The organism is Sphingomonas sp. UYP23, assembly GCF_054059235.1.
Genome location: NZ_JBSSBX010000001.1, coordinates 1686075 through 1707754 on the forward strand (window position 1 = coordinate 1686075; position 21680 = coordinate 1707754).

At 65.8% G+C, this 21680-nt stretch carries 17 protein-coding genes and 1 pseudogene; 10 read left to right on the plus strand and 8 right to left on the minus strand.

The window, feature by feature from the left end:
* The first annotated feature begins 132 nt into the window (after positions 1-132).
* From ACVWYO_RS08420 to ACVWYO_RS08430, 3 genes are read left to right on the plus strand one after another with little or no spacing between them, the layout of a single operon-like run.
* Positions 133-1338: an LL-diaminopimelate aminotransferase gene (locus ACVWYO_RS08420; protein WP_457349833.1), complete on the plus strand. Its 1206-nt coding sequence runs from the start codon at positions 133-135 to the stop codon at positions 1336-1338.
* Between the two features lie 10 nt (positions 1339-1348).
* Complete coding sequence (locus ACVWYO_RS08425; RefSeq protein ID WP_457349835.1) at positions 1349-2125, plus strand: sulfite exporter TauE/SafE family protein; 777 nt, start codon at positions 1349-1351, stop codon at positions 2123-2125.
* The gene (locus ACVWYO_RS08430; RefSeq protein WP_457349837.1) at positions 2125-2556 is read left to right on the plus strand and encodes an acyl-CoA thioesterase; all 432 of its coding nucleotides are present in this window, start codon (positions 2125-2127) and stop codon (positions 2554-2556) included. Before ACVWYO_RS08425 ends, ACVWYO_RS08430 begins: the two co-directional genes overlap by 1 nt.
* On the opposite strand, the gene ACVWYO_RS08435 is transcribed toward ACVWYO_RS08430, so the two are convergent.
* The gene (locus tag ACVWYO_RS08435) at positions 2546-3283 is read right to left on the minus strand and encodes a hypothetical protein (RefSeq protein WP_457349838.1); all 738 of its coding nucleotides are present in this window, start codon (positions 3281-3283) and stop codon (positions 2546-2548) included. The two genes, ACVWYO_RS08430 and ACVWYO_RS08435, sit on opposite strands and share 11 nt — an antisense overlap.
* A 62-nt stretch (positions 3284-3345) precedes the next feature.
* Complete coding sequence (locus tag ACVWYO_RS08440) at positions 3346-4797, minus strand: ATP-binding protein (RefSeq protein ID WP_189676316.1); 1452 nt, start codon at positions 4795-4797, stop codon at positions 3346-3348.
* 136 nt (positions 4798-4933) lie between these two features.
* On the opposite strand from ACVWYO_RS08440, the gene ACVWYO_RS08445 reads away from it, so the two are divergent.
* Positions 4934-5992: a LacI family DNA-binding transcriptional regulator gene (locus ACVWYO_RS08445; protein WP_457349840.1), complete on the plus strand. Its 1059-nt coding sequence runs from the start codon at positions 4934-4936 to the stop codon at positions 5990-5992.
* Positions 5993-5999: 7 nt separating this feature from the next.
* Here the strand turns inward: ACVWYO_RS08445 and ACVWYO_RS08450 are convergent, their stop codons facing one another.
* The 3 genes from ACVWYO_RS08450 to ACVWYO_RS08460 form a co-directional block, all read right to left on the minus strand.
* The gene (locus tag ACVWYO_RS08450; protein WP_457349842.1) at positions 6000-8510 is read right to left on the minus strand and encodes a glycoside hydrolase family 3 protein; all 2511 of its coding nucleotides are present in this window, start codon (positions 8508-8510) and stop codon (positions 6000-6002) included.
* A gap of 93 nt (positions 8511-8603) precedes the next feature.
* Positions 8604-9857 (minus strand): MFS transporter, encoded by a 1254-nt coding sequence (locus tag ACVWYO_RS08455; protein ID WP_457349844.1) that lies wholly within the window; start codon positions 9855-9857, stop codon positions 8604-8606.
* Positions 9857-10867 (minus strand): LacI family DNA-binding transcriptional regulator, encoded by a 1011-nt coding sequence (locus ACVWYO_RS08460; protein ID WP_457349846.1) that lies wholly within the window; start codon positions 10865-10867, stop codon positions 9857-9859. Before ACVWYO_RS08460 ends, ACVWYO_RS08455 begins: the two co-directional genes overlap by 1 nt.
* A 364-nt stretch (positions 10868-11231) precedes the next feature.
* Here ACVWYO_RS08460 and ACVWYO_RS08465 point away from each other — a divergent pair.
* The 6 genes and pseudogenes from ACVWYO_RS08465 to ACVWYO_RS08490 form a co-directional block, all read left to right on the plus strand.
* Positions 11232-11672, plus strand: a pseudogene (locus ACVWYO_RS08465) (TonB-dependent receptor plug domain-containing protein); the annotation flags it as partial.
* 62 nt (positions 11673-11734) lie between these two features.
* The gene (locus ACVWYO_RS08470; RefSeq protein ID WP_457348219.1) at positions 11735-12667 is read left to right on the plus strand and encodes an IS5 family transposase; all 933 of its coding nucleotides are present in this window, start codon (positions 11735-11737) and stop codon (positions 12665-12667) included.
* Positions 12668-12690: 23 nt separating this feature from the next.
* The gene (locus ACVWYO_RS08475; protein WP_457349848.1) at positions 12691-15489 is read left to right on the plus strand and encodes a TonB-dependent receptor; all 2799 of its coding nucleotides are present in this window, start codon (positions 12691-12693) and stop codon (positions 15487-15489) included.
* A gap of 114 nt (positions 15490-15603) precedes the next feature.
* Positions 15604-16344, plus strand: coding sequence for a SapC family protein (locus ACVWYO_RS08480; RefSeq protein WP_457349850.1), 741 nt, complete (start codon positions 15604-15606; stop codon positions 16342-16344).
* On the plus strand, positions 16341-17321 hold the full coding sequence (locus ACVWYO_RS08485; protein WP_457349851.1) for a cupin-like domain-containing protein: 981 nt from the start codon (positions 16341-16343) through the stop codon (positions 17319-17321). Before ACVWYO_RS08480 ends, ACVWYO_RS08485 begins: the two co-directional genes overlap by 4 nt.
* A complete protein-coding gene (locus ACVWYO_RS08490; RefSeq protein WP_457349853.1) occupies positions 17318-18811 on the plus strand; it encodes a tryptophan halogenase family protein in 1494 nt (497 codons plus the stop codon). The genes ACVWYO_RS08485 and ACVWYO_RS08490 overlap by 4 nt, the downstream gene beginning before the upstream one ends.
* A gap of 27 nt (positions 18812-18838) precedes the next feature.
* Here the strand turns inward: ACVWYO_RS08490 and ACVWYO_RS08495 are convergent, their stop codons facing one another.
* The 3 genes from ACVWYO_RS08495 to ACVWYO_RS08505 form a co-directional block, all read right to left on the minus strand.
* Positions 18839-19624: an SDR family NAD(P)-dependent oxidoreductase gene (locus ACVWYO_RS08495; RefSeq protein ID WP_457349855.1), complete on the minus strand. Its 786-nt coding sequence runs from the start codon at positions 19622-19624 to the stop codon at positions 18839-18841.
* A 131-nt stretch (positions 19625-19755) separates the two neighbouring features.
* Positions 19756-20937 (minus strand): zinc-dependent alcohol dehydrogenase, encoded by a 1182-nt coding sequence (locus tag ACVWYO_RS08500; protein ID WP_457349857.1) that lies wholly within the window; start codon positions 20935-20937, stop codon positions 19756-19758.
* Positions 20937-21530, minus strand: a complete 594-nt coding sequence (locus ACVWYO_RS08505) for an SRPBCC family protein (protein WP_457349859.1) — start codon at positions 21528-21530, stop codon at positions 20937-20939. Before ACVWYO_RS08505 ends, ACVWYO_RS08500 begins: the two co-directional genes overlap by 1 nt.
* Between the last annotated feature and the right edge of the window lie 150 nt (positions 21531-21680).

Here is a 21680-nt window from a genome sequence, read left to right on the forward strand (position 1 = left end):
TACGCTTTACGGTTGCGACCTTAGCCCGATCGGGCTTGCCAGCAACCCCAAGCGCAAAGCCGGGTGACGAAGCGCCGCCAAGACCGTAAGGTGGCGGCGTAAGGAAATGTCTCCTCGAACCGGAATTCCGCAATGTCCGACGATTTCTATCGCATCAAGCGCCTGCCCCCGTACATCATCGCCGAAGTCAACGCGATGCGAGCGGAAGCACGTGCCACCGGCGAGGACATCATCGATCTCGGCATGGGCAATCCCGATCTGCCGCCACCGCCGCACGTCATCGAAAAACTGATCGAAGTCGCGCGCAAGCCAGACGCCCACGGCTATTCGCAGTCGAAGGGCATCCCGGGCCTGCGCAAGGCACAGGCCAATTATTATGGCCGCCGCTTCGGCGTCGATGTCGATCCCGATACCGAAGTCGTCGTGACGATGGGCTCGAAGGAAGGGCTCGCCAGCCTTGCCACCGCGATCACCGCGCCGGGCGACGTCGTGCTCGCGCCCAACCCGTCCTACCCGATCCACACCTTCGGCTTCATCATCGCGGGCGCGACGATCCGCGCGGTGCCGACCACCCCCGATGACGCCTATTTCGAGAGCCTCGAGCGCGCGATGGCGTTCACCGTGCCGCGCCCGTCGATCCTCGTCGTCAACTATCCGTCGAACCCGACCGCCGAGGCGGTGGACCTCGCTTTCTACGAGCGGCTCGTCGCCTGGGCGAAGGACAACAAGGTCTGGATCATCTCCGACCTCGCCTATTCGGAGCTCTATTACGACGGCAATCCGACACCCTCGATCCTGCAGGTGCCCGGCGCCAAGGATATCGCGATCGAATTCACCTCGCTCAGCAAGACCTATTCGATGGCGGGCTGGCGGATCGGCTTCGCGGTCGGCAACAAGACGCTGATCGCGGCGATGAGCCGCGTGAAATCGTATCTCGACTATGGTGCCTTCACGCCGATCCAGGCCGCGGCGTGCGCCGCACTCAACGGCCCGCAGGACATCGTCGCCAAGAATCGCGAGCTCTATCACAAGCGCCGCGATGTGCTGGTCGACAGCTTCGGCCGCGCGGGATGGGACATTCCCTCGCCACGCGCGTCGATGTTCGCCTGGGCGCCGCTGCCCCCGGCGCTCGCGCACTTAGGCAGCCTTGAGTTCTCCAAACAATTGCTGACTCACGCACGCGTCGCGGTTGCCCCAGGGGTGGGCTATGGTGAGAATGGAGAAGGCTTTGTGCGCATCGCGATGGTCGAGAACGAGCAGCGACTGCGCCAGGCCGCGCGCAACGTGAAGAAATATCTGCTGTCGATGGGCGTCAATACCCCCGCGAAGGCCGGCTGACCGCAGCGCGATGCATATCAATCTGCTGTATTCGGTGGCCGGCGTGCTCGTCGGCCTGCTCGTCGGGCTGACCGGCGTCGGCGGCGGTTCGCTGATGACGCCGCTGCTGGTGATCGCCTTCGGTTTTCACCCGGCGACCGCGGTCGGCACCGACTTGCTGTATGCCTCGGCCACCAAGACCGTCGGCACGACGGTGCATGGCTGGCGCGGTACGGTTGACTGGACCGTGGTGCGCCGGCTCGCGACGGGCAGCGTCCCCGCCGCGCTGCTGACGCTCGTCATCCTGCATTATGCCGGCGAGCAGTCGGCCAAGACCGGGCATGTCATCTCGGTCGCGCTCGGCATCACGCTGCTCGTGTCGGGAATCGCGACGATCTTTCGCGGGCGGATCGTCGCCGCTCTCAGCCAGCGGCTCGGCGCGGTGCGGCCAGCGCGGCTTGCGCGGCTGACGGTGCTGCTCGGCGCGGTGCTCGGCGTGCTCGTCTCGCTGACCTCGGTCGGCGCGGGCGCGCTCGGCATGACCGCTCTCCTGATTCTCTACCCGCTGATGCCGGTCAATCGGCTCGTCGGCTCGGACATCGCGCATGCCGTGCCGTTGACGCTGCTCGGCGGGATCGGGCATTGGATCCTCGGATCGGTCGACGGCGCGCTGCTCGTCTCGCTGCTGATCGGCTCGATCCCCGGGATCATCGTCGGCAGCCTCGTCGCAAGCCGCGTGTCGGATCGCTTTCTCACCCCCATCCTCGCCGCGGTGCTCGCCGCGGTCGGCCTGAAGTTGCTGTTCTGATGACTCGTCCCGACTTTGCCTTCTCGACCCGCTTCAATGTCCGCTATGCCGAGATCGACGGCCAGAAGGTCGTCTTCAACTCGCGCTACCTCGAATATGCCGATGTCGCGGCGACCGATTTCTGGGACTGGACCGGGATCGGCGCGGCGCTCGGGGCGGCGTGGACGCACACCGAATTCCACGTCCGCCATACCGCGATCGACTATCTGAAGCCGTTCGTGTGGGGCGACACGATCGAGGCGTTCGTGCGGATCACGCGGATCGGCTCGTCGAGCCTGACGCAGCGCTTCGAGCTTTGCCATGCCGAGACGGGCGCGCTCCACACGGTGATCGACATGACGATCGTTAACGTCGATCTGCCAACCGGCACGCCACGCGCGATCGCCGACGATGTGCGCGCCTATCTCGAGGCGCTGCCCGCTACTTCTTGAAGCCCGAGATCAAGTCGAAGCGGATTCGCACCCAGGCGCCGATGACCGGCTTGCCGTTGACGCGCGGCGGCCGCACGCGGAACTGCCACGCGGCCAGCCGCAGCGCGCGCGACAGGCCGCCGCCGGGCGGCGATTCGTCGAGCGAGCGGCAATTTTCGACATGATAATCGGGCGCGGTCTTGCACGCGATCATCGCCCAGCCGCCGTCGCCCTTCATATATTGCTGCATATAGGGCTTGAGCTCGGCATCGCTCGGCTCGCGATACCATTCGGCATTGTAGAGCGAGCCGCCGCCGGGGCCCTCGCCCGGACCATAGGCCGCGACGCTGTCCTTGCCGGTACCTTCGCCGCTGCCCTCGCCCTTGGCCGAGGGGATCTTGCCGATGTCCGATGCCGCGAAATCCTGCGGGCTGAGCTGGATCATCTTCGACGGAAGCGGCGCCTTGGGCAGCGGCGGTACGGTCGGCGGCGGTGGCGCGGCCGAGGCGGTCGTCACCACCCTCTTCTGCTGCTGCTTGACCTTGGTCTTCGACGCGGTCTTGGCGAGCGGCGGGCCGATCGGCCGAACGTCGAAGGTGGTGAGCTTGGGCTGCTTCTCGACCTTGGTGAACACGCCGGTGCCAAGCTGGAGCAGCAGCAACCCGACCAGCGCCTCGACGACGAGCGCGAGCACGATCCCGCGAACGCGGCGGCGATCCGACGTGGACTGATAGGAGGCGGATGCCATCGATCGCCCCTAGGCTGCGCCGTGCCGCACTGCAACAGGTTGCGCGCCATCTGAACGCTTTGTCATGCGGCGTCGGCCGCCGCGGTCGTCCAGCCCAATGCGGGGATCGTCAGCGAGCGCTTGCCCGAGAGATCGACCCGCGTCACCAACAGGTTACGCCCCTCGATATAGCCGATCACGCGCCGCGCGCGGCCGAGCGAACTCGTGCCATAGGTATGCGCGATCTCCTCGTCGGTCGGCGCGGGCAGCCCTTCGCGCGCGGCCCGTGCGATCAGCAGGAAACAGCCGAGCATCTCGTCGGGCAGATCGTGCGCGATCGCGATCGCCTCTGCCCAGTCGCCGTCGAGCCCGTCGAAGATCCCCGCGCGCGCCGCTGCGAGTCGCCGCGAAAAGCCCGAGGACGACAGTGGCGCTGGATGCACGCCGACCATGCGGCAGCGCACCTGGAAATCCTGGTAGAGCACGGCCGCGGGCCGCGTGCTCGAATCGCGATCCTCGACGATCGCACGCAGCACGTCGGTGACGACGCGCGCAAGTTCCTCGGGATCGCGTTTGGGTACATCGCGCGCCGGCTCGGACGTCGGTACGGTCTCGATCTGGTCGAGCACATATTCGGCCGGTGCCGCGCGCGGCGGTGGTGGCGGCGGACGCACCGGCTCTTCCATCTCGGCAAAGAGGAATTGCCGCATGTCGCTCGCCTGTGGCTGCGGCAGCGGAGTCAGCACCGGGCCGCCGCCACGCGAGCCGGTCTCGACCGAGCCGACCTTGATCGCAATCGGCCGCCGGCACACCGCCGGCCCGAGCGCGAGGAAGGTGCCGCGCGGGAGATCGCGGATCTGCTCGGCCTGGCGGCGTTCCATCCCGAGCAGATCGGCCGCGCGCGCCATGTCGATGTCGAGGAAGGTGCGCCCCATCAGGAAGTTCGAGGCTTCGGCCGCGACGTTCTTGGCGAGCTTGGCGAGGCGTTGCGTAGCGATGATCCCGGCCAGGCCGCGCTTGCGCCCGCGGCACATCAAGTTTGTCATCGCGCCGAGCGACGCGCGGCGGACCTCTTCGGTCACCTCGGCGCCCATCGACGGCGCGAACACCTGCGCCTCGTCGACCACGACCAGCGCGGGATACCAATGCTCGCGCGGCGCATCGAACAGCGCGCCCAGAAACGCCGCGGCACAGCGCATCTGGCCTTCCATTTCGAGCCCTTCGAGATCGAGCACGACCGAGGTGCGATGCTCGCGGATGCGCTGGCCGAAGCGCGCGACCTCGGCGACCGAGTAATCCGCCGCGGCGATCGCGATGTGACCGTATTTCTCGCCCAGGGTAACGAAGTCGCCTTCGGGGTCGATGATGATCTGCTGCACCTGCCCCGCGCTGCGTTCGAGCAGCCGGCGCAGCAGATGCGACTTTCCCGAGCCCGAATTGCCCTGCACGAGCAACCGCGTCGCCAGCAATTCTTCGAGATCGATCGGAACGGAAGCGCCGCCCGCGTCGAGGCCCATATCGACCTGGAACGTCATCGGGAGCGCATGCCCGATTGCACGGGGGTGGGGCAAGCGCCATCGACATCGCTGTCCCGCTTTGCACCGCGCCCGACATGTGCAGCCTTGCCGCGCGCCACCGCTCCGCCATAGGGTCGGAGTCGAAAGGACCCGAATGAAGGAACCCCGCAGCTCGCGTCGCCAGCACAATGTCCCCACCGTCAGCGACGTCGCGGCACGCGCCGGCGTCTCCCCGATGACGGTCTCGCGCGTGATCAATGACAAGGGCAGCGTCCGCGCGGCGACGCGCGAGCGCGTCGAGGAAGCGATCGCCGCGCTCAATTATGCGCCGAACACCGCGGCACGGATGCTGGCCGGGGGCGAGGACATGCGGATCGGCGTGCTCCACACCAATCCGAGCTTCTTCTATTTCAGCGAATTCCTCGTCGGTTGCCTCGATCAGGCGAGCCGCCAGGCGGTCCAGATCGTGATCGAGAAATGCGAGCCCGGCACCGAGACCGCCGCGATCGAGCATCTCACGCGTGGGCGGATCGACGGCATCATCCTGCCGCCGCCCTTGTGCGATTCGGCGCTGGTGCTCGAGGCGCTGCACGAACGCGGCATCCCGGTGGTGGCGATCTCGACCGGCCGCGCGCCGGGCTGGGCACTGTCGGTCAGCATCGATGATCGCCAGGCCGCCTATGACATGACGCGGCATCTCGGCGACCTCGGGCATCGCCGGATCGGCTTCATCACCGGCGCGCCCGATCAGACCGCGAGTGCCGAGCGGCTCGAAGGCTATCGCGCGGCGCTGGTCGATCTGGGTTTGCCCGCGACCGACGCGCTGGTCGCCGACGGGCTGTTCACCTATCGCTCGGGGCTCGACGCGACCGAGCGGTTGCTCGATCTGGTCGAGCCGCCGAGCGCGATCTTCGCGGCGAACGACGATATGGCGGCGGCCGCGATTGCGGTCGCGCATCGCCGCGGGCTCGAGGTGCCGCGCGATCTGGCGGTGGTCGGCTTCGACGATTCGGCGCTCGCGACGACGATCTGGCCCGAGCTCACCACGATCCGCCAGCCCGTCACCGACATGGCGCGGATGGCGGTCGAGCTGCTTGTCGAGGCGCTCCGCCTCGACAAGAGTGCCGCCCCCGGCGAGGTTGCCGAGCCGCACGTCCAGATCGGCCATGCGCTGATCCGCCGCCAATCCGACGCGCCACCGCGCGCCGGCTGAGCCGTGCTTACGGCCGGCACGCCAGCACATCGTCGGCAACCATGCCGAGCGACACGCGCGCGAGGCTGAGCTCGAGCGGCTGGCTGGTGCTGAGCACGAACGGTGCGTCGATCGCCTTGACGTCGGCGCCCTTGCCGCCGTTGGCAGCAGCGAAGCATTTGAGCGGAATGCCGACGATGCGCCATTTCCCGACCGGCAACGCGCCCGTGGGAAGCGGGCGCGACGCGCTGCAGCCCGTCCCGCACGTCACCCCCAGCGTCAGATCGCTGCCCTGCGGCGCATCGAGCCGCATGGTCGCGAGCAGCATCACGTCGCCATTGCTCTCGCGCGACAGATCGGCGGGCTCGGACGTCCGCAACGCGATCACCTGCGGACCGCCGCCGGCGAGCGAGAAATGCCGCGCGCCTTCCTGCACACCATAATCGATCGCGGTCACCTTGATCCGCCCTGCCAGCGCCTGCGCCGGGACCGACGTGACGGTCGTCGCAGCGCTCGCATCGCCGACCTGCAGCGACCAGCCCGGCGTCGCCACCCCGGCCTTGAGGAACACGCCGTCGGTGCCGGCATCGACCACGCCCGGTTCCTCGGACAGCGGCTTCCAGGCGCCCCGCGACTCGCGCCCGCTCAGGCCGTAGCCGAAGCGGTAGAGCGTCGGGCCGCCCGGCTTGGCGGTCAGCGGCCAGTCGGCGGGCAGCTTGCCGGTGAAAGGCGCGGCCATGGCCGTCGGCGCGAACAGCCGGTCGGCGACCCCTGCCCCTTCGCTCCCCGGCAGCCACGCGACGACGAAGCCGTCGGCGGCGTTGAGCATCGGATTGACGAACAGCGGCCGTCCGGTGAGCATCACCGCGACGACCGGAATCCCCGCCGCCTTGAGTCGCTGCATCGTCGCGAGCGGCGCGCGCAGTTCGGGGCGCAGCTGGAGCGACTTTATGTCGCCCTGGAATTCGGCATAGGGCGTCTCCCCGAACACGACGATCGCCGCATCAGGCTTGCGCGTATAGTGACCGTCGGGGGCGAGTTCGGCCTGCCCGCCGCCCCCCTTCACCGCGGCGGCTATGCCACCCCACAGCGTGGTCGCGCCGGGGAAATTGGCGTTGGTGAGGCCGGTCCCCTGCCAGCTGAGCGTCCAGCCGCCCGATTGCCGCGCGACATCGTCGGCGCCGTCGCCCGCGACCAGGATGTTCGCCGAAGGCTTGAGCGGCAGCACGCCTTGATTCTTGAGCAGGACGAGCGACTTGGCGACCGCCTCGCGCGCGACGGCACGGTGCGCGGGCGCGCCGAGCTGGCTCCAGTCGCCGGCGAGCGGCCGCGACGAGGGCTTGCCCGCCTCGAACAGCCCGAGCCGCAGCTTGACCCGCAGGATCCGTGCGACGGCATCGTTCAGTCGCGCCATCGGCACCGTGCCGTCCTTCACCTGCGCGAGCAGCGACGCGTAGAGCCCACGCCAACTGTCGGGCGCCATGTACATGTCGACCCCGGCATTGATCGCCTGCGGGCAATTGTCGAGGCTGCACCCGGCGATCTGCGCATGCGCGTTCCAGTCGGTGACGACGAAGCCGCCGAAATTCATCCGGCCCTTGAGCAATTCGGTGACCAGCCCCTTGCTGCCGCCGATCTTCTGCCCCTGCCAGCTCGAGAAGCTCGTCATCACGGTGCCGACCCCGGCTTCGAGCGCGGGAACGTAGGGCTTGCCATGGATATCGCGCAGTTCGGTCTCGCTGATCCGCGCGTCGCCCTGGTCATGACCTTCGAAGGTCCCGCCATCGGCGATGAAATGCTTGGTGCTCGCCAGCACGTGCGGGCCGGCAAGGATGCGGCTGCCATCGGGCTTGCCCTGCAGCCCGACGATCATCCGCCCGGCATAGCTCGCGACGAGATCGGGGTTCGACGAATAGCCCTCATAGGCGCGGCCCCAGCGGTAATCCTGCGGCACCGTGATTGTCGGGGCGAAGGTCCATTCCTGCCCGGTCGTGCGGATTTCGGCGGCGGTCGCCGCGCCGATCCGCTCGATCAGCGCCGGGTCGCGCGTCGCGCCGAGCCCGATATTCTGTGGGAACAGCGTCGCGCCGACGATGTTGCTGTGACCATGCACCGCATCGATGCCCCACAGGATCGGCACGCCCTGCCCGCCCTGCGACCGGTCGACCGAGGCGGCGTAGAATTGATCGGCCAGCGCGAGCCATTTCGGCGCGGGCGCGAGATCGTCCTTATACGGCCCGGAATTGCCGCCGTTGAGCACCGAGCCGATATGGTAGCGGCGGACCTCGTCGGGGGTGATGCTGTCGATATCGGGCTGGAGGATCTGCCCGACCTTCTCCTCGACGCTCATCTTGGCGAGCAGCGTGGTGATCCGCGCTTCGTCGGCCGCGATCGGCGCGACCGGCCAGGTGACGCGCGGCCATAGTTCGGGATGGACGACCGGACCGCCGGGGGTCGCCGCGACGGGCGGGGCCGCCATGCCGACGCTCGCGACGAGGCCAGCAGCGATCGCCGCGCCCCAGGCAAATTCGCGTTTCATAACCCCTCCAGCTCCATTCCATCGGCAAGCGCACTCGAGCTACGGTTGCCCGTCATTCCGTCGCGTCGCATTGACAACGTTGACATCATCGTGTCAACCCGCCGCGCGTTCGGATTCGGGGCCGAGTGGCGGGTAGAAGACCGCCGCCAGCATGGTCAGCCCCGCCACCAGGGCGATCGCCACCAGCAGCGCGCCATCGGGCAGATACAGCGCGATCGCAATCGCCTGCGGGGCAATCGCCTGCGCGAGCTTGCGCGCGATCGTCGCCATCGCATAGACCCGCACGGCATAGCCGCCCTCACGATCCTCGCGCTCGCACGCGGCGACCGTTGCCGGAACGAGCGACCAGAACATCACCGACATGCCCTGTCCGGCGACGATCGCCAGTGTGATGCACAGCAGCGCCGGGACGACGCCGCGCCCGGCCAGCGCCAATACCACCATCGCCAGCAAGGCGACCGCGGCGATCCGCAGCGTATCGACCTGCCCCGCACGCAGCGCGAGCCGCGCCCATAGCGGTGCGGTCAGCAACAGCGACAAAGCGGGCACCAGCGCGACATAATAGCCCAGCCTGCGCGCGCCGATCTGGTCGAACAGGAACAGCAGCGACTTGTTGATCAGCGTCATCGTCAGGCCGACCAGCAGGATCGTCACCATCAGGCGCCGCAGCGCCGTCGAGCGGACGAGCAGCGCCGCCATCGCGGTAATTGCACCGCCGAGCCGACGCGTCGGCGCCGCGCGCGGCACGACGCGCTCGGTTGTGCCGAAGCTCGTCGCAAGAAACGCCGGCATGGCGAGCCCCGCAAGGATCAGTGCGCCAAGTCGGAAATCGGCGCCACCGCTCCGATCCGCCGGAAGCAGCGCATAGGTCAGCGCGGCGATCAAACCGCCGAGCGCGGCGCCCTGCATCCGCGCGCCGGTCAGCCGCAGATGATCCGCCGGATCGGGCGAGAGCCGCGCGGTCAGCGCGCCATAGGGGATATTGCCCAGCCCATAGGCGAACCGCAGCGCGAGATAGGTGACGAGCGCATAGCCCGGCACCCACGCGGCGGGCACCGGCGGCGGCGCGAAGGCGAGGCACAGCAGCAGCACCGACATCGGCCCGCCGATCGACACCCAGGCGCGCAGCGGAATGCGCGGCGCGAGCCGATCCGCCACCGCCCCGATCAGCGGATCGGTGAGCCAGTCGACCGCCGCCCCCGCCAGGAAAATCCCCGACGCCACCGCCGGTGCGATGCCGAGCCCGCGAATATAATAGAACAGCAGGTACAGCTCGATCGACTGCCATACGAAATTGAAGCCGAGATCGCCGAGGCCGTAATACCAGGCTTCGAACCGCCGCAGCATCAGGCGCGCGGGGGTGCGGTGGATTCGCGAACGATCAGCGTATGCGGGTGGACGATCCGCGCGACCGGCGCACGATCCTCGAGCTGGGCGATCACCATCTCGGTCGCCGCCACCGCCATTTCGAACACCGGCTGGCGCACCGTCGTTAGCCGCGGCCAGGTGATCCGCGACACTTCCGAATCGTCGAACCCGACGACCGACAGGTCGCCCGGGATCGACAGCCCGAATTCGCGCGCCGCCATCATCGCGCCGACCGCCATATCGTCATTCTGCGCGAGGATCGCGGTCGGCCGGTCGGGCCGCGCGAAGATGTGGCGCGCCGCCGCGAGGCCGCTGTCGAAGGTGAACAGACCCGGCTCGATCCGGTCGAACTTGAGCTCGAGTCCGGCCTGGTGGAACGCCTGGGTATAACCGAGCATCCGCGCCTCGCTCGACGGGTGCGTCGCATCGCCGCGGATGATCGCGATGTCGCGGTGACCAAGGCCGATGACATGCGCTGCGATCTCGCGTGCGGCGGCGACATCGTCGACGAGATTGCTCGGTGCAGCGTCGATCATCCGCGTCGGCGCGATCCGCGCGCAATAGATTCGCGCTTCGTGCAACTGCTTGAGGATCAGGGGATGGTCGGACGCCGGCGGGGCGAGCACCACGCCGTCGAGCGCGGCCGAGCGCAGCAGCCCGACGACTTCGCTGGCATTTTCCTGCACCGAACGGATCGGGATCACCACCAGCCGGTAGCGCTCGTTGGTCAGCCGCTCGAGCACGCCGCGCTGGAGTTCGACGACATAGCTCGGGCTGGGATTTTCATAGACCAGCCCGATCATGTTCGATTTGCGCCGCACCAGCGCCTGCGCGAAGACGTTGGGATGGTAATCGAGCGTGTCGGCGGCGGCGCGGACGCGCTGCTGCACATCGGCGCTGACATGCGGCTCGCCATTGAGGACGCGCGACACCGTCTTGGCGGACACGCCGGCGAGCCGCCCGACATCGACAATCGTTGTTCGCTTCATGCCGCCCCAACCCAGAATGTGATGAATAGACCAGATCAGCCGCTTGGGCGCTAGAGGGTCTGACCACGTTGACAGGATAGCAGACAAGCTAAATCCCAGTTTTCGCCGTGTTTTGCCCCGTATCGGTGTGCCCACAGGGGCGTGCTCCATACCGCATTGCGTCATAATCTACTTTAAGATTTAGCTTTTTTCATTAGCCTTTCGCGAGATTTTCGTGATCCATGAAAATTCACCACCATAGGTGAGAATGCGAATCATCTTGACAACGTAGGACAAAAGAATAGCGCTATCACGGTCGGTCTAACAGGGGGTCGGCTTCGTATCCGAGCGGCCAGATAAGGCCGCAGACAACAGGGAGGGGTCCATGAAGGCCAATCAACACGCGTCGGCCTATGTCTGGTCGGCTTCGCTCATCGCGCTTGCCGCAGGGCTCGCACTGCCGCACGCCGCACAGGCGCAGACGGCGCCGGTGCCCGCACAGCAAGGTACGCCGCAAGCCGATACCGCGCCGGGCGCCCCCGGTCTCGAAAAGGGTGCCACCGCGACCAATGCAGTTCCCGACACGACAAGTGCCGATGACATCGTCGTCACCGGCGTGCGCGCTTCGCTGGAGCGGTCGATCGCGATCAAGCGCAATTCGACCGGCATCGTCGATGCGATCTCGGCCGAGGATATCGGCAAGTTCCCCGACACCAATCTGGCGGAATCGCTCCAGCGCATCACCGGCGTGTCGATCGACCGCGTCAACGGTCAGGGCGCGCAGGTCACCGTCCGCGGCTTCGGCCCGAGCTTCAACCTCGTCACGGCTTTGTTGCAAAACTGATGGCGGGGATTCACGCAGGGAATCGAGCGGTATAGATAGGCGTAATGCCCAAACCTGCCGCACCTGTGTATCGTACGACGAACTGGCCTGAGTATAATGCGGCGCTGAAGCGGCGTGGGTCGCTGGAAATATGGTTTGATCCGGAGATGCACTGGCTTTCGAAGCCGTGTGGTCGCCCTGGTCGCCCGATGCGGTTTTCAGACAGCGCGATAGAGCTGTGCCTGACGCTGAAGACGCTGTTCAACCTGCCTTTGCGGCAAGTGACGGGGTTGGTTTCGAGCCTGATCAAAATGGCGGGGCTGGATTGGTCGGTGCCGGATTATACGACGCTGTGCCGACGGCAGAAGACGTTGAAGGTCAACCTCGGCGGGCGGATCAGCTCGGGCGGACTGCACCTGCTGGTCGACAGCACCGGGATCAAAATGACGGGAGAAGGCGAGTGGAAGACGCGCAAACACGGACCGTCCTACCGTCGCCAGTGGCGCAAGGTGCATCTCGGGATTGATGCTGGGACGCTGGATATCCGGGCCATTGAGGTCACGACGAATGCCATTGGTGACGCACCGACGCTGCCCGTTCTCCTGGCGCAAATTCCCGGAGACGAGCGGATACTCAGCGTCGGCGGAGATGGCGCTTATGATACCAGGGACTGCCATGCCGCTATTGCCGGGCGCGGTGCCGATGCGGTCATCCCGGTCCGCCGCAACGGGCAACCATGGGCAGAAGGCGGTCCCGGCGTCGATGCACGCAATGGAGCGCTACGCGCGACAAAGCGGCTTGGTCGCGCAATCTGGAAAAAGTGGAGCGGCTATCATCGCCGCAGTCTGGTCGAGACCAAAATGCACTGCTTCAAACTCCTGGGCCAGCGCGTTGTCGCCCGCACCTTCGATCGTCAGATTACCGAGCTCAAAGTCCGTGCTGCAATTCTCAATCGGTTCTCCGAAATAGGAACGCCGGTGACCGTCCGCATCCAATAACATCTTCAAGTAAAACGTCGGTCATGCTCTCGCGTAATTATGCAACAAAGCCCCTCGTCACGCTCAACGGGCGGACGCTCGCCTCGTCCTACGCCCAGACCGTCGGCGGCGACGAAAGCGCCGACGGCACCGTCGGCGTGACGCGCTCGTTCGACTTTTCGAACCTCGCCTCGGAAGGCGTCAAGACGCTCGAAGTCTACAAGACCGGGCGCGCGGCCGTCCCCTCGGGCGGGATCGGCGCGACGATCAACGTCGTGACGCGCCGTCCGCTCGATTCGAAGACGTCAGGCTTCAACGGCAGCCTGGGCGGCAAGCTCAATTACGACACCAGCGCGAGCGACTGCGTCGATTGCGGATCGGTGGTGACGCCCGAATTCACCGGGCTCGCAAGCTGGTCGAACCCCGACCAGACCTTCGGCGTGTCCTTGTTCGGCAGCTATCAGCAGCGGCATTTCTCGACCGTGTCGGCCACCTCGAACGCCTGGAATATCAGAACGCTGTCGGACTTCCTCGATCCGAGCAACGGCTTCGTCAACGCCGCGACCAAGATCAACAACAAGCCGACCGATCCCAACCAGTTGGTGTCGGTCCCCAACGACAGCCGCTATCACTTCTCCGACGACAAATATGAGCGACTGAACGGCCAGGCGATCGTCCAGTTCAAGCCAACCGACGCACTGACGATCACCGCCGACGCACTCTTTGCGCGGACACTGCAGAGCGAACAGCGCTCGGATGAATCGAACTGGTTCAACCGCCCGTTCGACGTCGTCACCTTCGACAGCAACAAGGCGGTCGCCACGACCACCTATCTCCACGAGACGATCGCCGGGGTGAAGGACACCGGCTTCGAGCAGCAGGCGCGCGCGCAGAAGAACCAGCTCGAGGATTACGGCCTCAACGCGAAATGGGACATCGCCCCCAATCTGACGCTGTCGATCGACGGGCATTACGGCAAGTCGTCGGTGTTGCCCAACAACCCTAACGGAACCAGCTCGACGCTGGTCGGGCTCGGCGCCAACGTCATCGCCGCGCATTCGGTCGATTATTCGGGCGACATTCCGGTCCAGGATATCGTCGTCAACGATTCCACGCTCCCCGGCGGCAACCATAACGGCATTCTCGATGTCAACGATGTCGGCTCGTCGATCGCACGCACCTACACCACCAGCCAGAAGCAGAAGGTCAAGGAAATCCGCGCCGATCTCGGCTGGGATCTCGGCGGCGGCAGCCGGTTCGATTTCGGCGGACTGTACCGCTACACCGACACCAACCAGCAGCTGACCTCGACGCAGCAGACGTTGGGCAATTGGAGCGTCGATTTTCCCGGCGACGTCCAGAAACTGGCGCCGGGCGTGCTCCAGCAATTCTGCCTGCTGTGCAAGTTCAGCAGCTATGACCCCAAGGGAAGCGGCGCGAACCTGATCGCGTTCCGTGGCGATACGCTGGCGCTCTACAACGCGCTGTCACCGGCCTATGCCAAATTGGGCAACGCGATTTCGGTAACGGCGAGCCAGAACAACACCGTCAAGGAAACGGTCTATGCCGGCTATGCGCAGGTAACCTGGAAGGGCGCGATCGCCGGGCATGAGGCGAGCCTCGTCGCCGGCGGCCGCTACGAGCACACCAAGGACGAGGCGATCTCGCTCCAGGCGGTGCCCAACGCGATCACCTGGGTCGCCGACAATGATTTCACGATCAGCGTAAGCTCGTCGCCACAGACGCTCGTCGGGCACGGATCGTATGACAACATCCTTCCGTCGTTCGATTTCCAGGTCGAACTCAAGCGCAATCTGATCGGCCGCTTCTCGGCGAGCCGGACGATCGCGCGGCCGAATTACGACAACCTCTTTGCCTCGACGAGCGTCTTCGCCCCCGGCCGGCCGATCGCGATCGGCGGCGTCGCCACCGCCAATACCGGCAACACCAATCTGGCGCCGCTGATCTCGGACAATATCGATCTGTCGTTCGAATATTATTTCAGGCCCGACAGCTATGTCTCGGCCGGATTCTTCGACAAGCGCGTGCACAATTTCATTGGCACCGGCCTGTCGAACGGGACGCTGTTCGGCCTGCGCGACCCGACTTCGGGCACGCCCGGCACGCTGTCGGGAACGGCCAAGGCCGCGCTCAGCGCGCTCGGGGCCGATATCAGCGACGTCAATCTGTTCACCTATTCGGCGCTCCTGCAACGCGACGGCGCCGCCGCCGCCGCGGCGCAATTCAACGCGCATTACAGCGCGGTCACGAAGACCGTCGATCAGGCGTTCGTCAACCAGATCCTGTCGGCGGTCGATATCAACGGCACGGCGAGCGATCCGCTCTACAATTTCTCGATCTCGCGGCCGATCAACAACAAGGATGCCGAAATCTACGGCTTCGAGATCGCCGGACAATATTTCTTCGGCCACACCGGCATCGGCGTGTCGGCGAGCTTTACCTATGTGAAGGGCGATGTCGGGTTCAACAATGGCGGCGATCCGAACACCGACCAGTTCGCACTGACGGGCCTTTCCAACACCGCCAACGCCACGCTGATCTACGACAAGCACGGCATCTCGGCCCGGCTGAGCTACAATTGGCGCGACAAGTTCCTGTCGTCGCTCAATCGCGACAGCTACAAGAACCCGGTCTATACCAAGCCGTTCGGCCAGCTCGACATGAACATCAGCTATGATCTCAACAAGCAGATCGCGCTGTCGATCGAGGGGATCAACCTGACCAATTCGAGCCTGCGGACCTACGGCCGGTCCGAAAGCAACGTCTGGTTCGCGCAGGAGCTGCAGCGCCGCTTCCTGTTCGGCGCGCGCTACCGCTTCTAGCGCGTGAAGCCTGGCCGGGCGATGCTTGGGGGGAGGCATCGCCCGGTCAGTGCGGACTCAGAACACCATCGCGCCCTGCTTGGCGCTCACCCGATCGGCGATTACGACGTTTGCATGACCAACACCGTTCTTCTCGACACGATCGCGCATGCCGATCTGCGTGTTGCCGTCGGCCACGCCGCCGAATTCGGCGACGCGGTCAACCAAACCGTCGTCTTCCCGACCGAATTCGACGCCGTGCAACGCGACTATCCGATCCTGTTCCGCCGCGACGCCGAGGGGGCCCTCTACGCCGTCGCGCTGCTCGGGCTCGACCGCGACGAAAACCTCTTCCTTGATGCGACCGGCTGGCACGCGCGCCATATCCCCGCGCTGCACCAGCGCGGGCCGTTCCTGATCGGCATGGTCGATCGCGATGTCGATGGCACCGTCCAGCGCGAACCGATGCTCCATGTCGATCTCGACCATCCGCGCGTCGCCGCGCCGGACGGCCAGCCGATCTTCCTGCCGCATGGCGGCCACTCGCCCTATCTCGACCATGTCGTGACGCTGCTGCGCCTCATCCATGACGGGCTTGCGCAGCGCGACCCGATGTTCGCCGCATTCGAGCAGGCCGATCTGATCGAGCCGATCACGCTCGACGTCGCGCTCGATGCCGAGACGCACTATACCATTCCCGATTGCTTCGCGATCAGCCCCGCGCGGCTGGCGATGCTCGATGCGGCGGCGCTGGATGCGCTGCACCGCGCAGGATTCCTCGCACACGCCTTCCGCATCGTCTCCTCGCTCGGCAATGTGGCGCACCTCATCGAGCGCAAGAACCGCAAGCGGCGCGCGGCGGCGGGCACGGCATGACGACGACGCTCGATCCCGCCCTGCTCATCGCGCAGCAACGCCCGGTGGTGGTGCGCGGTCTGGTGCGCGACTGGCCGATCGTCCGTGCCGGGCGCGACGGGCCCGCCGCCGCCGCCGCCTATCTCAAGCGTTTCTACCGCGGTGCGCCCGTCGTCGGCTATACCGGCGACCCCACGATCGGCGGGCGCTTCTTCTACGACGCCAGCGGCACGGCGATGAATTTCACCGCGACGCGCGTCGCGCTCGACGCCTATCTCGATCATATCCTCGCGACACACGATGCCCTCGACGCACCGGCCTGCTATGTCGGCTCGACCGATCTCGACACCTATCTCCCGGGCTTCCGCGGCGAGAACGACCTCGTCGCCGATTTCGACGGCGCGACGCCGCTGGCGAGCATCTGGATCGGCAACCGCACCACCGCGGCGACGCATTTCGACATGTCGAACAACATCGCCTGCTGCGTCGTCGGTCGCCGGCGCTTCACGCTGTTCCCACCCGATCAGATCGCCAATCTCTATCCGGGGCCGCTCGAACCGACGCCGGGCGGCCAGGTCGTCAGCATGGTCGATCCACGCGCCCCCGATTTCGCGCGCTATCCGCGCTTCGCCGATGCGCTTGCCAGTGCCGAGGTGATCGAACTCGAGCCGGGCGACGTGCTCGTCTATCCCGCCCTGTGGTGGCACAATGTCGAGGCACTCGACGGCTTCAACGTGCTCGTCAATTATTGGTGGAACATGGCGCCGCGGTTCATGGACAGCCCGATGAACACCGTGTTGCACGGCCTGCTCAGCCTGCGCGACCGACCCGATAGCGAGAAGCAGGCATGGCGGTCGCTGTTCGACTATTACCTGTTCGGCCCCGCCGAGCGGCCGGCAGAGCATTTGCCCGAGCCGATGCGCGGCGCGCTCGCGCCGCTGACCGATCTTTCCGCGCGGCGGCTGCGCGCGCAGCTCCTGCAGAGGCTCAATCGATGACCGCCGTCCCCTCGCCCGACCAGGTCATCAAGCGCGTGGTTGTCGCCGGCGGCGGGACGGCGGGGTGGATCGCGGCGGCGGCGCTCGCCAAGCATCTCGGGCCGTTGCTCGACATCGTGCTCGTCGAATCCGACGAGATCGGCACGGTCGGGGTCGGCGAGGCGACGATCCCGACGATCCGCACGTTCCATCGGCTGCTCGAGCTCGACGAGCGCGAGTTCCTGCGTGCAACGCAGGCGACCTTCAAGCTCGGCATCGCGTTCGAGAATTGGGCGCAGCGGGGTGACCGCTACATCCATTCGTTCGGGCGGGTCGGCCAATCGATCTGGATGGGCGATTTCCAGCATATGTGGCTGCGCGGCCGCGCGGCGGGGATCGCCGACGAGCTCGGCGCCTATTGCTTCGAACTCGCCGCTGCCGAAGCGGGCAAGTTCGCCACCGCCGACGATGCCACGATCAACTATGCCTATCATTTCGATGCGGGGCTCTACGCCCGCTACCTGCGCAGCTTCAGCGAGGCGCGCGGCGTCACGCGGATCGAGGGCAAGATCGGCGGCGTGGTGCAGAATGCCGCGACCGGATCCATCGCGGCGATCGACCTCGAAGACGGACGCCGCGTCGAAGGCGATTTGTTCGTCGATTGCACGGGCTTTCGCGGGCTCCTGATCGAGCAGACGCTCAAGGCCGGCTACGAGGATTGGAGTCCCTGGCTGCCAACGAACCGCGCGCTTGCGGTGCAGACCAAGGCGGTTGCGCCCGCCCGCCCCTATACGCGGGCCATCGCGCATGAAGCGGGCTGGCAATGGCAGATCCCGCTCCAGCACCGCGTCGGCAATGGGCTTGTCTATTGCAGCGACTATCTGTCGGACGACGCCGCGCGCGAAAAGCTGCTCGCGCAGGTCGATGGCGAGACGATCACCGAGCCGCGGCTGATCCGCTATGTCACCGGCCGCCGCAAGCGCGTGTGGGACAAGAATTGCGTCGCGCTCGGGCTCGCCAGCGGATTCGTCGAGCCGCTCGAATCGACCAGCATCCACCTGATCATGATCGGCATCACGCGGCTGATTCAGTCCTTCCCGTTCGCCGGGATCAAGGACTCGGTCGTGCGGCGCTATAACGATCTGGCGGAGACCGAACTCGAGCGTGTGCGGGATTTCATCATCCTGCATTATCATCTCAACGCGCGGCCCGAACCGTTCTGGCACCGCTGCGCGGCGATGGACATCCCCGACACACTTGCGCAGCGGATCGCGTTGTTCCGCGAATCCGCCCTTACCCCACAGACCGCCGACGACCTGTTCCAGGCCGATTCCTGGCTTCAGGTGATGCTCGGTCAGCGGCTCGAGCCGAGCGGCTATCACCATATGGGGCATGTGCTGAGCGACACGCATCTCGCGCGCGCCTTTGCCGATCTCAAGGGTAACATTGCGGGCGCCGTCGGCCGGATGCCGACACACCAGACGTTCCTCGACGGTTATTGCGCGCGCTGAGCGCAATAACCGTCGAAGCCAGCGGCCTTATTGGTCGGCCGTACCGGGCTCGGCCATCTTGCGATGCTGTTCGGCGAGGATCGACGGCGGGACGACGCCGGTCATCGCGACCTGAACCTTGTTCTTCCAGCCCGAGACGATCGTGGTCTTCCCCGCCATGACCGCATCCCAGCCATCCTTGGCGACATCGGCGGGATCGCTCTTGTTCGGGTTCACCCCGACCGAAGTGTCCATCATGTCGGCGCGGTCGAAGAATTCGGTCTCGACCGGCCCCGGCATCAGCGTGGTCAGCGTGACGCCCTTCGACTCCTTGATCTCGTTGCGCAGCGCCTCGGTGAAGCTGTCGATGAACGCCTTCGAACCGTTATACACCGCCTGGAACGCGCCGGGGATGTAGCCCGCGATCGAGCCGGTCACGAGCACCTTGCCCGCATCGCGCGAGACCATCGCCGGCAGCGTCTTCTGCAGCAGGTACAGCGTGCCGGTGATGTTCGTGTCGATCACGTGGCGCCAATCGGCGACGCCCTGGTCGAGGAAGCCGTGCCCGAGACCATGGCCGGCATTGGCGCAGAGCAGATCGATCTGGCGGCTGCCCGCCGCGGACAGCAGATTATCGACGCCATCGGTGGTCGACAGGTCGGCTTCGAGTGCCTGGACGTCGGTACCGAACTGCTTGATGTCGGCCGCGGCGTCATTGATCAGCGCTTCGTCGGCGACGAGCAGCAGGTCGTAGCCGTCCTTCGCCGCGAGCGTGGCGAGTTCGAAGCCGATACCGGTCGAAGCGCCGGTGATGATCGCGAATTTATTGGCCATGGGGAAAGTCCTCTCATTCTCCCCTCCCTGGACGGGAGGGGTTGGGGGTGGGTTGGTCTAGGGAGAGGATCGGCGCCGCCACGGGCCGACCCACCCCCGGCCCCTCCCTTTCAGGGAGGGGCGGAAGAAGGTCAGATCGTCTGGCCGGGCTTCAAGACGACCTTGGTGACCTCGTTCTGATTGTCATGGAACATCTTGTAGCCCTTGGGCGCGTCCTCGAGGCCGAGGCGGTGCGAGATCAGGAAGGTGGTATCGACCTTTTCCTCCATGATCGCGGCAAGCAGGCCCGGCAGGTAATGCTGGACGTGCGTCTGCCCGGTCTTGAGCGTCAGCCCCTTCTCCATGAAGGCGCCCAAGGGGAACTTGTCGACGAAGCCGCCGTACACCGCCGGGATCGAGACGCGCCCGCCCTTGCGGCAGGCGTAGATCGCCTGGCGGATCGCATGGATCCGGTCGGTGCCGAGGAAGGTCGATTTCTTGATCTGGTCGATGACATTGTCGACGAAGAAACCGTGCGCCTCGAGCCCGACCGAGTCGATCATCGCGTCGGGACCGATTCCGCCGGTCATCTCCATCAGCGCATCATAGACCGAGCTGTCCTCGAAATTGATCGTCTCCGCGCCAAACTTCTTGGCGAGTTCGAGCCTGCGTGGAAAATGGTCGATCGCGATGACGCGTTCGGCGCCCATCAGGAACGCCGACTGCACCGCGAACAGCCCGACCGGGCCGCAGCCCCACACCGCGACGGTGTCGCCGGGTTCGATCTCGGCATATTCCGCCGCCTGCCAGCCGGTCGGCAGGATGTCGGACAGGAACAACACCTTGTCGTCCTCGATCCCGTCCGGGATGACGATCGGACCGAAATCGCTGAACGGCACGCGGACATATTCCGCCTGACCGCCGGCATAGCCGCCGGTCATGTGGCTGTAGCCGAACAGCCCCGACATCGGCTGGCCGTACAGCGTCTGCGCAATGTCCTGATTGTCGGCGGGCAGACCGTTGTCGCACGCCGAATATTGATGCTTGCCGCAATGATAGCAGCTGCCGCACGCGATGGTGAACGGCACGACGACGCGCTGGCCCTTCTTGAGCGTCGACTTGGGCCCGATCTCGACCACCTCGCCCATGAATTCGTGGCCGAGAATGTCACCCAACTGCATCGTCGGGATGAAGCCGTCGTAGAGATGCAGGTCCGACCCGCAGATCGCGGTCGAGGTGACCTTGATGATGCAGTCGCGCGGGTTGAGGATCTCGGGGTCGGGAACGGTGTCCATGCGGACGTCGTGGCGGCCATGCCAGGCAAGTGCGCGCATTATTTATGATCCTCTTCGAACTCGGCGCGGGTCGAGGCCGCAGTGGCGACTTCGCCGGTTTCCATCAGTTGCTTGAAGCGGCGCAGGTCGCGCCGCGCCTGAATCGCGGGTTCGCGCTGGAACAGCTTGGCGATCAGCTTGCCGACCACGCCGCCCGGCGGATCGTAGATCAGCGATGCGGTCACCACCGTGCCGCGCGCGCCGGCGTCGCGGAATTCGATCCGGCCGCTATTGGCGATGTCGGCGCCGGGATCGGAGGCCCAGACGAAATATTCGCCGTCGACTTCATCGGTGATCGTCGAGTCCCATTCGACGGTGCGGCCGGCGGGCGCCTTGACGACCCAGTGCGAATGCGTCGCGTCGCGGACATCGACGCGCTCGATATTGTCCATGAAGCTCGGCAAATTGGCGAAGTCGCGGAAATAGGCATAAAGCTCGGCGCGCGGGCGATTGATCGTCACCGCACGGCCGACGAGCGAGTCACCGCGGTCTTCGACCAGGCCATCGGTCGCGGCGTCGATCGCGGCGGAATGGTGCTTGGAGGCGGTCAGCGGAGCGTCGTCGCCGCCAGTCTGGGGTTGGGTATCGGCCATGCCGTTTTCTCCGATGCTGCGAACCACCGCTCAATCATCGGACTGGCTTTCCGTTCCCCTATTGTTTCCCTGGTGAAACAACCTTTATGCGAAATTGATCGAAGTTAAGTCTCTGGAAATCAACTTCAAAATAGGCGGCAGTACAGGAAC